The organism is Capnocytophaga felis (assembly GCF_009684755.1).
GTDB classification, from domain to species: domain Bacteria; phylum Bacteroidota; class Bacteroidia; order Flavobacteriales; family Flavobacteriaceae; genus Capnocytophaga; species Capnocytophaga felis.
Genome location: NZ_BLBC01000007.1, coordinates 1 through 16,373, shown reverse-complemented (window position 1 = coordinate 16,373; position 16,373 = coordinate 1). Strand labels below are relative to the sequence as shown.

At 36.3% G+C, this 16,373-nt stretch carries 11 protein-coding genes; 6 read left to right on the top strand and 5 right to left on the bottom strand.

What is annotated here, in order from left to right:
* The first annotated feature begins 42 nt into the window (after positions 1 to 42).
* The 3 genes from GN105_RS05860 (at position 43) to GN105_RS05850 (ending at position 4,625) form a co-directional block, all read left to right on the top strand.
* Entirely contained in the window at positions 43 to 909 is an 867-nt protein-coding gene (locus GN105_RS05860; protein ID WP_155284503.1) for a sugar phosphate nucleotidyltransferase, read from the top strand.
* A 76-nt stretch (positions 910 to 985) separates the two neighbouring features.
* Positions 986 to 2,041: a phosphotransferase gene (locus GN105_RS05855; RefSeq protein WP_155284502.1), complete on the top strand. Its 1,056-nt coding sequence runs from the start codon at positions 986 to 988 to the stop codon at positions 2,039 to 2,041.
* 79 nt (positions 2,042 to 2,120) lie between these two features.
* Positions 2,121 to 4,625: a DUF5686 and carboxypeptidase-like regulatory domain-containing protein gene (locus tag GN105_RS05850; RefSeq protein ID WP_155284501.1), complete on the top strand. Its 2,505-nt coding sequence runs from the start codon at positions 2,121 to 2,123 to the stop codon at positions 4,623 to 4,625.
* A gap of 47 nt (positions 4,626 to 4,672) precedes the next feature.
* Here GN105_RS05850 and ypfJ read toward each other — a convergent pair whose 3' ends face one another.
* Positions 4,673 to 5,533, bottom strand: coding sequence for a KPN_02809 family neutral zinc metallopeptidase (gene ypfJ, locus GN105_RS05845; RefSeq protein WP_155284500.1), 861 nt, complete (start codon positions 5,531 to 5,533; stop codon positions 4,673 to 4,675).
* Between the two features lie 192 nt (positions 5,534 to 5,725).
* On the opposite strand from ypfJ, the gene GN105_RS05840 reads away from it, so the two are divergent.
* Both GN105_RS05840 and GN105_RS05835 read left to right on the top strand, forming a co-directional pair.
* Complete coding sequence (locus tag GN105_RS05840; protein ID WP_155284499.1) at positions 5,726 to 6,340, top strand: bifunctional nuclease family protein; 615 nt, start codon at positions 5,726 to 5,728, stop codon at positions 6,338 to 6,340.
* Positions 6,341 to 6,362: 22 nt separating this feature from the next.
* A complete protein-coding gene (locus tag GN105_RS05835; RefSeq protein WP_173014972.1) occupies positions 6,363 to 7,784 on the top strand; it encodes a NupC/NupG family nucleoside CNT transporter in 1,422 nt (473 codons plus the stop codon).
* Between the two features lie 34 nt (positions 7,785 to 7,818).
* Here the strand turns inward: GN105_RS05835 and GN105_RS05830 are convergent, their stop codons facing one another.
* The gene (locus GN105_RS05830; protein WP_155284498.1) at positions 7,819 to 8,286 is read right to left on the bottom strand and encodes a type I restriction enzyme HsdR N-terminal domain-containing protein; all 468 of its coding nucleotides are present in this window, start codon (positions 8,284 to 8,286) and stop codon (positions 7,819 to 7,821) included.
* 69 nt (positions 8,287 to 8,355) lie between these two features.
* Positions 8,356 to 9,369, bottom strand: a complete 1,014-nt coding sequence (locus GN105_RS05825) for a TQO small subunit DoxD (protein WP_155284497.1) — start codon at positions 9,367 to 9,369, stop codon at positions 8,356 to 8,358.
* Positions 9,370 to 10,070: 701 nt separating this feature from the next.
* Between GN105_RS05825 and GN105_RS05820 the strand changes: the two genes are divergently transcribed.
* On the top strand, positions 10,071 to 12,455 hold the full coding sequence (locus GN105_RS05820) for a TonB-dependent receptor (protein WP_155284496.1): 2,385 nt from the start codon (positions 10,071 to 10,073) through the stop codon (positions 12,453 to 12,455).
* 196 nt (positions 12,456 to 12,651) lie between these two features.
* Here the strand turns inward: GN105_RS05820 and GN105_RS05815 are convergent, their stop codons facing one another.
* Positions 12,652 to 12,900: a hypothetical protein gene (locus tag GN105_RS05815; RefSeq protein WP_155284495.1), complete on the bottom strand. Its 249-nt coding sequence runs from the start codon at positions 12,898 to 12,900 to the stop codon at positions 12,652 to 12,654.
* A gap of 241 nt (positions 12,901 to 13,141) precedes the next feature.
* Positions 13,142 to 16,252 (bottom strand): glycoside hydrolase family 2 TIM barrel-domain containing protein, encoded by a 3,111-nt coding sequence (locus GN105_RS05810; protein WP_155284494.1) that lies wholly within the window; start codon positions 16,250 to 16,252, stop codon positions 13,142 to 13,144.
* Positions 16,253 to 16,373: the final 121 nt, after the last annotated feature.

The window sequence follows — 16,373 nt, the reverse complement described above, 5'->3', positions numbered from 1 at the left end:
CACTTACAAAGAATTATAATTCAAATACAAAAATATAAAAGTATGAATACAACATTAGTAATTTTGGCAGCAGGATTGGGTAGCCGTTTTGGTTCGGACAAACAACTACAGGAAATTTATAACGGAAATGCTTTATTTGATTACGGAATTTTTGATGCCCTTGAAGCAGGTTTCTCTGATGTAGTTATGATTATCAGAACCGAAATTGACCAATTAACTAAAACGCATTTAGAAAAACGTTTTAAAGGAGTACCCGTTTCGTTCGTGTACCAAGATTTACAAAATCCAAAAGGAATTGAGCGTCAAAAACCTTGGGGAACCGGACACGCAATGCTGTGCGTGAAAGACGTGGTAAAAAATCCTTTCTTAATTATCAATGCCGATGATTATTACGGAAAAGATGCGTTCTCTTTTATGGCAAAAGCGTTAAAATCAGGAAAAAAGAAAACATTCTTCTCTGCCGGCTATCTACTAAGAAACACATTGAGCGAAAACGGAACAGTATCACGAGGAATTTGTAAAGTAGATAAAAACAATCATTTACAATCAATTGTAGAGGCTACAAAACTTATAAAAGTGAATGAAACTACTGTTGTTGACCAAGAAACAGGAATAAATTACGACATCAATGATTTCGTTTCAATGAACTTCTGGGGATTCACTCCTGAAATTTTCCCAATGACTGAAAAACTTTTCGCAGATTTCGTGGAGGCAAATCGTGAAAAACCAAAAGCAGAGTTTTTCATTCCGTTAATCGTTCAGCACGCTATTGAAAAAGAAGGCTATGTTTTGGAAGTTCTGCCAAATAACGATGCTTGGTTCGGGATGACATATCGTGAAGATTTGGAAAAAGTTAAAAATGAAATTGAAAAATTAACTAAAAACGGAAAATATCCTGAAAATTTTTAAGTAATTAACCACTAAGATGAAAAAGTTGAAAAAATTAAAATTCTTCTTTTTCATCTTATTTAAATTTTAAGAAATAATGAAAACCACAGCTGAAAAAATTGCTCCTTTGTTTGATTTGAAAGGAGAAATTGTTTCCGTAGAACCTTTTGGAAACGGACATATTAACTACACATTTTTGGTAAAAACCACAGAAGACGAGTACGTTCTTCAAGGTATTAACATCAACGTGTTTAAAAAACCGCACGCTATTATAAAAAACATAGAATTACTTTGGGAAACAGTATCAAATAACAATATCATTTTAAATATGTTACCTGTAAAAACAGGCGGGTACTCTGTCGAAACAGAAAATGCCGTTTGGAGAACTGTTCCTTTTGCAAAAAATTATATCGCTTATGAATTTGTAGAAGAAGCTTGGCAGGCAGAAAAAGCTGCCTCGGCTTATGCTACTTTCATCAAAACTTTTGAAAAGATAGATACCGATAAACTTCAAGACACAATTCCTGATTTTCACAACGGACCAAAACGTTTTCAACAGTTGGAAGAAGCTTACTCTCAAGCCAAGCCCGAACGCATCAAAAAGGCACAACATCTTTATGATTTTGCAAAATCACACAAGGTCATTTTTGATGAAGTGAAAAAAGCTGTTGATGAAAAACGCATTCCTATTCGGGTTACACACAATGACACCAAAATCAATAACGTACTGATTAACAAGGACAATCCTAATGATTTTAAAGTGATTGATTTGGATACTGTAATGCAGGGAATTTTATTATATGATTTTGGTGATATGGTTCGTACATCCGTAAGCCCAACCAACGAAAATGAGCTGGATGATTCCAAAATTATATTCAACACATCATTTTTTGAGGCAATCTGTAAAGGCTTTTCCGTAATGAAAAACGTAATGACCGACACCGAAAAAGATATGATTTTGGACGGAGCCAAGTATATGATTTTCATCATCGGAGTTCGTTTTCTAACAGATTATTTCAATAACGATATTTACTTCAAAACGCATTTTGAAGACGAAAATTTCATTCGTGCTCGTAACCAATTCGTTTTACTACAACGTTTGGAAGAAAAGGAAACCGAACTAAGAAAAATCACAGCAAAATATTTTAAATAAACAAAATAAAAATATTGATTTTTAAAATCTGTCTGAAAAAGGTTTATATTTGCCCCGTTTTCAGACAGATTTATTATTTATGAGAATATATATTTTAACATTATTGTTTTGTATCCCTTTCATTACCTACTGCCAAACCCACATTTCCGGAAAAGTAATTGACGAGGATGGAAATCCTATCCCATACGCCAACGTAATTTTTCCTAATACAACGATAGGAACCTCAACAGATGAGCAGGGAAAATTTTCATTACACTCTGAGAAAAAACATCGTGAGATTGAAGTTTCTTTCATCGGGTACACCACCAACAGAGTATCATTAAGCAAAGCCAACTTGCTGGATTTGACCATAGTACTTGTTGAAGGAGAAACACTTACAGAAGTAACCGTAGTCGGAAAGCCTAAAAAAGCATTATCAAAAAAGGAAAATCCGGCATACCCTATTTTGAAAGGAATTTGGAAAAACAAATCAAAACGAGGATTACACAATTCCAAGGCATACGAATATAAAAGACACCACTATACTGAGCTGGGATTAAACAACTTAGACACAATCTTCCTGCAAACCACCTTGGGAGAAGAGTATGACACCGTACGAAAAATTCTTTCTGAAAAAAAATACAAGGAACATTTCTCCATTCCTATGTACTTGAAAGAAACTATCGAAAAGGTTTATGAAAACAATCTTGCTGGCAAAAAACGCGTGGACATTGAGGCTGAGCGTTCACAAGGAATTGTTCAGGAGGGATTTGGTTTAGAAAGAATTAGCCGTGCTTTTGATGAATTTGAAATTTACGACAATTCATATATCATTCTAAATAAACCTTTTGTGGGACCTCTTTCCGAATTTGGCTACGGAACGTATCATTATGTACTAAGTGACTCTATTTCAGAAAATAATAGAATGTTCTATCAAATTCATTTCTTTCCAAAATCAGATGAAGATTTGGCATTAGAAGGTTTTTTTACCGTTGATAGTAAAACATTCATTATAAAATCAATAGAAATGAAAACGACTCCAAAAACAAATATAAATATGGTACGGAGTTTGTTCTTCGAGAAACATTTTGCCATTGAAAACGATTCGGTTTATTATCCCGTAAAAGAAATACAAGAAGGTGATTTTACGTTAATTACAAAAAAAGAAGACGAAAAAGGATTGTATGTACATAACGAAATATACTTTTCAGAAGTTATGATAGACAATCCCAAACCCGCATCTTTTTATGAAAAGCAAACCCCAAAAGTTTCTAAAAATCAATTCGTTAAAGAAAATTCATATTGGAGCGAAAATGCCACAACTTCCGACCGATTGAATAAAACGAAAATGCTAATACAAGAAGTTGGTAACAATCGTCGTATAAAACTCATTGCTGACTTAACTGACATTATCGGCTCAGGCTACATCTCTGTTGGGAAATATCTGAAATTCGGAAATTTCGGGCAAATTTTTTCAAGAAACGATGTTGAAGGAGGAAGATTGAGAGCTGGATTCAAAACCTATATTTCAACGGAAGACAGATTTCGCTCGTACTTCTACGGAGCTTACGGATTGCGTGACCATAAACTTAAATACGGAATCAGTGCCAAATATTTATTGACTCACGCTCCACGCATTACGTTCGGGGCTTCTTTCCAAAATGATAACTTACAGTTGGGAAGCTTTGTAATGCACGACGACACACGTTTGGATTTCGGTAAAACCACCAATTTTATCATTGCTCGCGGAGAGAATTACTACCTGACAAACAATAAAAAATGGCAAAGCTCTGTAACCATCGGACTACATAAAAATTTCGAGATTTCATTCTTCGGAACACATCAAAAGACCAAACCCGCCAATGAAGAGCATTTTTCAATAACCTACAAAAATCCTGAAAATCAAGAAATAATTAAACATTATAACGATTTCAGCACGGGATTGGTTCTTTCATACACTCCCAAAAGAAACGTATATGGCTATGGTGTTGAACAGCGTTTCGGCAAAAAACTATTTTCAACTTACCAATTTAAATATACCAAAGGAGTGAAAGGCGTTTTTGATAGCCAATTCGATTATGATAAATTGCAATTTTTGGTTCAAAAGCCCATTCCTGTTTTCGGGTACGGACTGCTTCTGACTTCGATTGAGGCAGGAAAAATATTCGGAACAGTACCTTTAACCGTTTTAAGTCCTACCCCTGCAAATCAATCTTTTTCAACAGCTCCTAACACATTTGTATTGTTGGATTATTATGATTTTGTAACAGACACTTACATTAATGGATATTTCGAACATCATTTTGAAGGACTGATTTTCAACAGAATACCTCGAATAAAAGAAGCTCGATTGCGAAGTTTAATTTTTGCTCGTTTTGCTTACGGAACTATTTCCGATAAAAACAAAAACGCTACCATTTCAAATGTAGTTTTCAATGCTCCGAATAAGTTGTATTGGGAATACGGATTTGGGATTGAAAATATAGGTTTGGGGAATTTCCGTTTTATACGTCTTGACTTTGTTTGGCGAAGTGATTTTAACGATGTGAACGGCGTACGAAACCCAAAATTTGGGATTCGTTTGGGAATTGCTCCTGTATTCTAAGAAAAAAGATTCAAAAACTAATTTTAAGTTTTTGAATCTTTTTGTTTTTACTCAATTTCAGCAAAGGTATTTCCTTGCCGGATGTCCCCTGTGGTGTATCCTTTCATAAACCACTTTTTACGTTGTTCAGAAGTTCCGTGTGTGAACGAATCGGGAACCACGTGTCCCTGCATACGCTTCTGAATGGCATCATCACCCACTGCGTGAGCAGCACTCATAGCTTCCTCTATATCACCTTCTTCCAAGTATTTTTTGTTGTGATGAGCCCAAACTCCTGCGTAAAAATCAGCTTGCAATTCAAAAGCAACTGATAGTTTATTAGCTTCTTTTTTACTCTTGCCTTGTTGTGCTTGTCTCAACTTTTGAGAAGTCCCCAAAAGAGTTTGTATGTGATGACCAACTTCGTGAGCCATTACATAGGCTATGGCAAAATCTCCCCCTTTTGCACCAAATCTTGTTCGGAGTTCCTCAAAAAAAGCCATATCCATATAAAGCTTATAATCTGCAGGACAATAAAACGGACCTACGGAAGCCGTTGCCCTTCCACAGCCTGATTCTACAACATCCGTAAACAACACTAAAGTTGGTTTTTTGTATGTCCCCAAGCCATTTTCTGCAAAAATTCTATCCCACACGTCCTCTGTATCTGCCAAAACAGTTGCCGCAAACTCGCCTATTTTTTTTTGCTCTTCTGTAAGCTCCACAACTTGAGAGGTTTGCTCCACTTGCTGCCCCTTGTTAAATTGCTCAAGTATTGGAGCAATATTCTGTCCTGTTTCTCCGCCAAAGAGCTGTAACAACACGATGATAATTCCCAGCACTCCTCCACCGGCAATTATTTTTTTACCTGCTCCCATTCCTCTTCGGTCTTCCACGTTTTTACTTTGTCTTCTGCCTTCCCATTTCATAATATTACAATTTTTAATTTTCTAACTAATTCAAAACAAATCAGCATAAATATCTGATATACTTTTGGCAAATGTAACACAACTATAATTAATATTCAACCTTAAAAAAGTAAATTTTCAGCAAAAACTTTTTAATCTTATTTTTTTACATTACTTTTACCATCTGAATTATTTACACTGAATTTCATCATAATGGACTTAGTTGAACTTTCCATAGAAAGAATTGCCTACAGCCAATCTCAAAATGAGGCTTTTGTGTTGATTTTACACGAACCGACATCTGATTTGAAATTGCCGATTGTCATTGGTGCTTTCGAGGCTCAAGCCATTGCTCTTGAGATGGATAAAAATATGATTCCTCCAAGACCTTTAACACACGACCTTTTCAAAATTTTTGCTACAACCTTTAATGTAAAGGTAACCAAAGTTATAATTTACAGATTAACAGAGGGAATTTTTCATTCCAATATGATTTGTGAACAAAATGGAGTAGAGCATTCCATTGATGCTCGCACAAGTGATGCCATTGCTATCGCCTTGCGTTTCAATGCTCCTATTTACACACATAAACATATTTTGCAAAAAGCCGGAATTCAGATTCCCGGGCAAATTGATACGATAGAAACCACCATAAGCCCTACATTGGATTATCCTGAAAAACAGGAAACTCCTAAAGAAAAAAGCCGTTTTGAGCATCATTCACTTCAAGATTTAAAACGAATGCTTAATGATTGTGTAGAAAACGAAGATTATGAGTTAGCGGCTCAAATCAGAGATGAAATCGTAAAAAGAGAAAGTTCACTATAAATCATTATCTTACAGACTAAAAATGAATACAGCATTAAAATTTCTTAGCATATTTTTTTTCTTACCATTGTTTGTTTTTGCTCAAGAAGTGAAGCAAGAATTAGGAACTTCGGCTGAAGCAACTACAAAACTCATACAAAGTCAAGGATTTGGATTTGAAAATTTGTACAGAGGCGTATTAGGAATGGTTGTTCTTTTGCTGATTGCTTACATTTTCAGTAGTAACCGAAAGAAAATCAATTGGAAAACTGTTGGTATCGGACTCGGAATGCAAATTTTGCTTGCCTTTGGCGTTCTTAAAGTGAGTTTCATACAAAATATTTTTGAAAAAGTAGGAGGAATTTTCGTTCTGATATTAGATTTTACCAAAGCCGGAAGTGAATTTTTGCTCGGTGGACTGATGGACAGTAACACATACGGATTTATTTTCGTATTCCAGATTTTACCTACAATTATTTTCTTCTCTGCTTTAACTTCACTCCTTTTCTATTTAGGTGTAATTCAGATTATTGTAAGAGGCTTAGCTTGGTTTTTATCAAAATTTCTCGGAATCTCGGGAGCGGAAAGCCTGTCTGTGGCAGGAAATATATTTTTAGGACAAACTGAAGCTCCGCTGATGATTAAAGCTTATCTTGCAAAAATGACTCGTTCTGAAATTTTACTTGTTATGATTGGCGGGATGGCTACTGTAGCCGGCGGTGTTTTAGCTGCTTATATTGGTTTTTTGGGAGGCAATGACCCCGCTTTACGATTAATGTTTGCCAAACACTTGCTGGCAGCTTCCGTAATGGCAGCCCCGGGAGCCATCGTAGTTTCAAAAATATTATATCCGCAAACCGAAACTTTTTCAAACGACTCAAAAGTATCTGTTGAAAACGTAGGTTCCAACGTATTGGATGCCATTGCCAACGGAACTACCGAAGGACTAAAATTAGCAGCTAATGTAGGAGCTATGTTACTGGTTTTTGTGGCTTTCATCGCGATGATTAATTATTTCTTTTCTTGGATTGGAGATATTACTTCTTTAAATGGATTTATTGCAGAAAATACTCCATACAAAAGCCTGTCATTGGAAATGATTTTAGGATTTATTTTCTCTCCATTGATGTGGCTCATTGGCGTACCTAAGGAAGATATGATGTTAATGGGACAACTTTTAGGAGTGAAATTGGCTTCTTCCGAATTTGTAGCTTATACACAATTAGCTGATTTAAAAAACGTTACCAGTGTTACGCATTTATTATATGACAAATCGGTAATCATTGCGACCTATATGCTTTGCGGATTTGCAAATTTTGCTTCTATCGGAATACAAATCGGAGGAATTGGCTCTTTGGCTCCAAGCCAACGAAAAACGCTTTCCGAATTTGGGTTAAAAGCTGTTTTGGGTGGCTCGTTAGCTTCGCTTCTTTCTGCTACTATTGCAGGAATGATTATAGGATAACTTTTTTGAAATATAAAAAAGAGGATAGAGATTTCTATCCTCTTTTGTTTTGGCTGAAGAAATCATATTCCGGCAATTCTTTCAGAAAAAGATACTTACCTTTTTCATAATCTACCTGACAGAAATAATGATTTAAGCCATTGGTTATCATTAAAAGTTCGGATTTCAACATTAAATTGTAACGTGCAATTTGGTCAAAAACCGATTGTGAAATTTGTACTGCCGGTGCTTTACATTCCACCACCAAAAGAATACCGCCACTTTTTGAAAAAACCACTATATCGTAGCGTTTTGCTAACCCATTGATAGTTATTTCTTTTTCCACGTTTATCAGTGATTTTGGCATCTTTTTTTCCTCTATCAGAAAACGAATCACGTGCTGGCGAACCCATTCTTCAGGCTGTAACATCACAAACTTCCTCCGAATTTCATCAAAAATAAATATTTTACCATCTATTTTTTTTAATCGGAAGGAATATTCTTTAAAATTTAATCTTTGCATAAGGCAAAGTTAACTAATCTTCCTAATAACAGCAAACAAGCTTCATACTTGCGGTTAATTTCATTGCTATCAATGTATTTCGGCAGTCCATTCAGCTCCGCTAATATCAATAAGTTTCAGCGTTTTAACCTCTGATTTAGACAACTCACCTAACGAAACTGACAAATCTGCTTTTGCTCCCAAAGGCAATATCAAACTATGTTTCCCTGGTTTCACTTTTGCAACATAATGATTATTAATCTTATCTTTTGGGAATTTTGACAGATAATTCATATCCCAATTTTTAATCACTTGCCCTCCATCGTCAAGAACTTGTATTTCAATCAAAAAAGAACCATAAACGTCTGCTCCTTCTACTCGAAAAACCTCAAAAGTGAGTTCATTATCAGCCAAAACCACATTTGAAATTTCTACTTTAGGCTTTACCGATTTGTTATGCAACTTTCCGAATACACCTCCGTGGAAATACTGATTTGTAAATAATGTAATTGCGAAAATAAACAGTGAAAATACCAACACTAAAGGCTTCAATTGTCTGATTGCCAAAACTCCTGAACCCAAATAGTTAAACCATCTTTTGGAGGTAAAAGCATATTTTTTTTGCATAAAGAAATCATCAAGTGAATAGAATCCTCCACCGGTTAAGAAAATGGTAAAACCTCCGGCTAAGCCCAAAACACCTATCTGCCATTCATCTAAGCAAGTAGTTCCTAACCAGCCCGAACCCAACAAAATTCCCATTGCTAAGGAAAATACACCAATGCTCATCAAACGTGTGAACAATCCTAACATAATGAATAACCCCACAATAGCTTCTACTATGGTGAAGGAAATCATTGCAAATTCTAACTTTTCAGGATTGGAAACCAAATATTCAATCAAAGGTTTTATTCCCAATGCATTAGGCAAAAAATGATTAAACTTCTCGCCTACATAACCGGCTACTTCCGAAGAAAGTTTATCCTCTAAAACTACACGTCGCCAAAAGGCAGAGAAATACGTCCAACCAATAACCAAACGTAACGACAAAGCGAACAATCCCGACCAAGACGAAAATTGTTCTTGAAATGTATTATTTTTCATTTAAACTCTTTTTAATATTAAAACTTTATTACAAAAAACGGTCGTGTTATAAAAAGTATGATGCAGTTCTGATTGTCAGGCTGAGCGTAGTCGAAGCCTCATAATTACAGAGCTTCAACTTCACCTCATCATTGCAGGGCTTCGACTACGCTCAGCCTGACAAAAACACTTCTTTTTTTAAGGTATCATACTTTTACATCATCTCATAAAAGTTAGCTTAAATGAATTCTTAAACACCTAAAAAGAATGTACTTAGGAGGAGCATTTATAGAATTTTGATAAAAATACTCCTTTTTTATTTTCGTTTCAGAAGTATATATTTCAGCAGAAGAAAACAAATTATCCTCCTGATTGTCAAATATATTTAAAATGTATTCTGTTTGAGTATTTTGCTTCTCAACTACAGAGTTTTGGCATTGAAACGAAAAAACAGTTGTTCTATTTTTGTGAAATGGCTTAAAAAACGAAACTTCAACACTATCAAAAAGAAATCCTTTCGCTGAACAAGGTGTAAGCGAAAACAAAATCAATATTCCCCATAAGAGGAATTTTGCTTTTTTGATATGTAAGAACAACTCTTTCACGAAGTTTGAATGTGTTATTGGGCAAATGTACATTTTTTTTTTAGTAAAATTCCTCATTTTTTGTAACATTTTCCATCTTTATGCGTCTTTAAGGTAGAAACCAAAAGCACAACTGCTATGAAACATATATTTTCTTTTTTATTTTTACTATGGGCAATAAATCTTTCTGCCCAAGAAGTCACCCTTTCGGGAGAAGTGAAAAATCAACAACAAAAACCTGCTGAATTTCTGAATGTCATCTTGAAAAAAGACGACAAAGTTGTACAGGGAACACTTACCGATGCTTCGGGAAAATTTTCTGTAAAAATCCTAAAAGGCAACTACACGCTCATTTTGGAGCAATTCGGAACGGAACTTTTAAGTAAAAATGTATCAATTTCCGAAAATACCGATTTGGGCGTTATAAAAATTGATGAAGCTATTCAGATGGAAGGCACAACTGTTGAAGGTCGGAAAAAACTCGTGGAGCAAAAAGTGGACAGACTCGTCTTCAATGTGGAAAACTCCGTGCAGGCAAGTGGCGGAGATGCCCTCGAAGCGTTAAAATCCACGCCGGGAGTACAAGTTCACAACGAAGACATTTCCATCGTTGGGAAAAATGGCGTACGCGTAATGGTCAATGATAAAATAATGCAACTTTCAGGGGAAGAACTGACTAACTTCCTTAAATCCATAGCGTCCGACAATATCCAAAAGATTGAAGTTATCACCACACCGCCTTCCAAATACGATGCCGAAGGCAACGCGGGGCTCATCAATATCGTACTGAAAAAAGCCAAAGAAGATAATTGGAGCACCACACTTCGGACTTCTTACCAACAAGGAATCGAAGGGAAATCACGCAGTGGCGTAAACTTTTCCTACCGAAAAAATAAGCTGTCCGCTTTGGCTGATTTGGGATATACGGACGGCAAAGGACACTACGAGAATGATATTCACTTTTGGTACCCGCAAGAATACTGGGTAAATCGGTTGGAAACCAAAGATAAAGCAAAAACTTGGTCGCCCCTTCTGAATTTAAACTATGACATAACTAACAAAAGTGCTTTCGGTGTTCAATTTATAGGAACTTTTTTCGAAAATACAAGCGACCATTTTACTGCAAATCGTGCGTATCTGTACAACAACCCAAAACTGATAAAAGAATACATCACGCATCAAATCACACCTCAAAAAATACAAAATTTGTCTGTAAATGTGAATTTCTTGCAGAAAATCGGAGAGAAAGGAGCTAAACTTACCATCGATACCGATTATTTCCATTATAAAAGAGACAGAAACGGAGATTTGAATACAATTTTCCATAATTATTTACTGAATACGCAACCAAAATTACTTGGGAATGCTCTTTCTATGCAGCAAATCGATAATTATTCTTTTAAAACCGATGTAGAAATACCTGTTTCGTGGGGAAATCTTTCTTTCGGAGCAAAACTCTCACGAACACAGACCGATAATATCTCTCAATCCGACTTTCGTGATGAAAATCAAATACGAACTCTCACTCACAACGACCATTTTATTTATACGGAAGACACCCAAGCTCTGTACGCCGATTGGGCAAAATCTTTCGGAAAGAAATGGAGCGTAAAAGCAGGCGTTCGAGGCGAAAATACACAGACCAAAGGGGTTTCCGTTTTAGCAAACAATGAAACGCATCAACGCAATTTCTTTAAATTCTTCCCAACACTGTACGTGCAATACAAAATCAATGAGAATCACAGTATTTCGGCAAGCGTGAACCGCCGTATTTTTCGTCCGCAGTTTTTTTCACTTAATCCGGGAAGGCAATATATAAATCCGAAATCGTATGTAGTAGGAAATCCGTTCTTACTACCTTCATACTCACTTGGGGCAACGCTTAACTATTCTTTCAAAAACTGGTTAACGCTTCGGTTATCATACTCTGATACAGAAGATAGTCGAACTCAAATTACGTATCACAATCCTGCTTTGGAAGAAACTCAAATCCAATGGGAAAACTTTGCCAATAGCAATCAATGGAGTGCATCAATGAATATTAACAAAAATTTGTTTTGGTGGTGGGAAGTTTCTGCATCAATGGTAGTAACTTATGAAGATGCAAGACCTTATGTTGCTGTATTCCCCGATAAAATGACAAGTTGGAGAGGCTATCAAAATTTGCATAATACTTTTATGCTGAATGAAAACAAGACTTTACAAGCGAGCGTATCGTACGAATATCAATTTCCGTGGGACGACAATACAAGGAAGCTTTCGGAGTCTTCAAGTTTGGATTTTGGCATTAAGTATTTGACCTTTGATAAGAAATTAACCCTTGCCCTCAACATAAATGATATTTTAAAAACCGATATAATGACTTTTACTGCTCATATTGAAAAACAAGGCATTACAGAAAGCTATCGTCAATACTACGACACGCGTTACCTACGTCTTTCTCTTACCTATAAATTCGGAAACAGCAAAATTTCGGTACAAAAAAGAGAGGGAGGAAATGCAGAAGAACGTAATAGAAGTTAATACCATTCATTTACTCAATTTTCCATATCTTACAGATTTCTAATTCCTTAGTATATCTAATCCAAGATAGTTTGTTGTACTAATTCCCCCTTTGAAGGGGGGAAGGGGGGATGTAAATCTTAAGAAAACATCCTCCGTCCTTCGGACACCTCCTTCAAAGGAGGATTCTAAAATCCGACAATTTAAAGTGAGTTAGCTACAAACAGGCGAAAACAGAAAACAAACGATTTGAGGCTTCAACCAAATAGGCGAAAGTAGAAAACAAGTGTTTTGACGCTTCAACCAAACAGGCGAAAACAGAAAACAAGCGTTTTGACACTTCAACCAAATAGGCGAAAGTATAAAACAAGTGTTTTGACACTTCAACCAAGTAGGCGAAAGCAGAAAACAAGTGTTTTGACGCTTCAACCAAGTAGGCGAAAGTAGAAAACAAGTGTTTTGACACTTCAATCAATTAGGTAAAGATAAAAAACGAATGGTTTGAGGCTTTGAGCAAATCACTAAAGATAGAAAACGAGTGTTTTATCATATCGGGATGTTCCCGAAAGAAGAAAACAAGCGGTTTGAGGATTCGGGGTGTTCCCGAAAGGAGAAAACAAGCATCTTGAAGATTCGGGGTTTCCAATATTTACAAAAAAAAGACCGATTATATAAAATCAGTCTTTTCTATTTATCATTTTTACGTGTTATAAAGGTCGTATCACATAACTGTACGAATAATCCTTAAACGGAAGCCGATATTTGTGTAACGGAAGGGCGTGCCAACTATCGATTCCGCCTACTCCCATTTGCTTATGGTCGATACGCAAGTGATTGGATTTGTCTTCCTCCAAAAGTTCGGAATGTTCCTGTCCTTTTTGGGAAGAAGGGTACAATTGTTCCCATCGGTAAGGCAATGCCGAGACGTTCAGCAATTCACCTTGATAATCAATACGGAAGCCTTTCCCTTTTTTGTTAGTTACACTCGCCCAACGCACATCGGTTTTATTTCCGGACTCTTGCGGACGCACATACGGATGATATTGTTCCTTTACAGAGCCTTTATACAAGCCCACCGACGCACTGTACTTACGGTCGGCATAACTTTCCCAAGGACCACGCCCGTACCACGTGAAATTTTCAAACGATTTAGGCAACTCCAAATCATTCCCGATACGTAACAAAAGCGGATGTTTGCCTTTTTCTGCCTTAAACTGATTTTCTACGCGTATTTCTCCGCCGGAATTTATCGTATAGATTTGCACCAGAGAAGCATCTCCGTTTAAAAGTGTGTATTTTGCCGTGATTTGGTAACTATTGTCGATATTTTTCAGAGGAATTAACGAAACTAATTTCAATTTCGGATTCTTCAAATAGTCAGCACTTTGGTTAAGTCCCGCTCCAAAATCATTATCGTTCAACGGACGGAATAATGAAAACTCCGGACCTTTCTCTATCAGTTGTGTTTTGTTAACCGAATAATCAAAGAAGCGTCCCGTTGTTTTGTCGAACGAAATTGAAAACGTTTTATTCTTCAAAGTAAAACTATTTGCCGATTCTGTCAATTCAATCGCCGAAGACTGTGAAACGAATTTGCTTTCAATAGGCTCTGTCAGTGAAAATTCTTCTTCTGCAAGAAAAGTTCCTGCTTTCATACGTCCTTCCTCATTGATAATGTGTGCTTGTACTAATAATCGGTATTCATTTTTGTAATCTGTCTTCATTTTGAAATGGATAGGCACATTAACCGATTGTCGTGGAGGAACGCTGAATGTTCCGAGGTTTAAAGTCTCTACGGAAGTTCCGTTTTTGAGTAATTGAGCGGTAAAAACATAATTTGACAAGTCTCTGAAGAAATATTTATTGAAGATGTTGAGTTCGTTTTTGGCTTCGTTTAGTGTAAATTTCACTTCCTGATGTACTTTACGAACCTCATAAGCGTGCGGATTCCAAGTTCTGTCCGCTCGGATAACCCCATTGATTAAGAAATTATTGTCGCTGGGTGTGTTCTTATCTCCCCAATCACCTCCATAACCAAAAATACGTTTCCCATTCACGGTTTTGTAAATTCCTTGGTCAACCCAATCCCAAATGTAACCTCCTTGCAATGATGGATAACGTTCATCTTCAATCAGTTCCCAATATTCCTTGAAATTTCCCATACTGTTACCCATTGCGTGAGCGTATTCACTCATTATATACGGACGCTGCGGATTGCCGGTGGCGTATTTTACCATATAATCTGGGTCAGGATACTGCGGAACTATCATATCCGTATTCCATTCGGTTGTAGAGCGTTCGTATTGCACAGGACGGGTAGTGTCAAAACCTTTGAGCCATAAGTATGCCTTATAGAAATTCCAGCCGTTTCCTGCCTCATTACCTAAGCTCCAAGCAATTACAGAAGGATGATTCTTATCACGTTGTACCATTCGCTCAATACGAATGCGATGAGCATACTCCCAAGCCGGGTCGTTCCCCAAAGTTCTTTCAGGGTCATAGTACATTCCGTGTGATTCAATATTGGCTTCATCAATAACATAAAAGCCGTATTTGTCGCACAACTCGTAAAAATATGGGTCATTCGGATAATGCGATAACCTTACAGCATTCATATTCAGTTCCTTCATTATGCGGATATCATTTTCCATTTGCTCTTTGGTCATCACGTGATGTGTTTCGGGATGTGATTCGTGACGATTAACTCCCTTAAAATGAACTGCTTTACCATTTACCAAAAATTGAGCATTTTTGATTTCCAAAGTTCGAAAACCTACATTTTGATGAACTACTTCCAAAAGTTCTCCGTTTGAAGCTATAACTTCTGTTGAAAGTTTATACAGATTAGGAATCTCTGCCGACCAAGGTTTTACATTCGGAATTTTCCCTTCAAATCGCATTACAGTTTTCCCGTTAAGGCGTCTTAATCCAATTGCTTTCTGCGTTTGGTTATATACAACATTTCCTTCGGAATCGATTAAAGTCATCTTGATTTTAGTATCTCCTTTGTCTTGAGGCGTTTGATTAAAAACTTCGAGTGTTACTTCAAGTGTTCCGTCTGTGTAGTTATTAGTCAATCCCGATTTCACAAAAATATCATACAAATGTACCTTTGGACGAGCATACAGATACACATTGCGTTGAATACCACTTATACGCCAATAATCCTGTGCTTCAAGATAACTCCCGTCGTTCCAACGACGCACCTCAATGGCAATCGTATTTTTCCCTTTTTGAACAAAATTTGTGAGATTAAACTCCGATTCCAACTTACTATCCTTCCCTAACCCTACATATTTTCCGTTTACATACAAACGAAAAGCCGATTTTACAGCTCCCAAATGCAGAAATATTTCCTGATTTTCCCAATTGGCTGGCAAATCAAACGTACGACGGTAAATACCTACCGGTTGGGTTTTATCTCTGGGAATAATAGGAGGATTTGGATTTTTCACCGCAAACTCAAACGGATGATTAACATAAATAGGCGTTCCGTAACCATTGAACTCCCAATTGGCGGGTACTTTAAAATTATCCCATTTAGAATCATCAAAATTTATAGCTTCAAAATTTTCAGGAATATTACGAACATCCTCATTAAAGAAAAATTTCCAAGTACCATTCAAATCCATAAAACGATTTGATTTTTCTTTTTGACCTACTTGATTATTTTCAAATGCAAAATAAGTTGAACGCATTGGTAAGCGATTATCTTCCTGTACAGAAGGATTTTCAAAAATAAGATCTGGACTAATCTCTTGAGCTTTTCCTATAAAAAAAGTAAAAAAACAAAGTCCGTAAAAAAAGTATTTCTTCATAAACGGTTGGTTTAATTATTAAATATATAAATTATCTCCACAAAGATACAAAAAATATCATACATCAGATTCTCATTTTTCTAATTTAATTCTTTCACCGTTTTCATAAATTCCCCGAGTT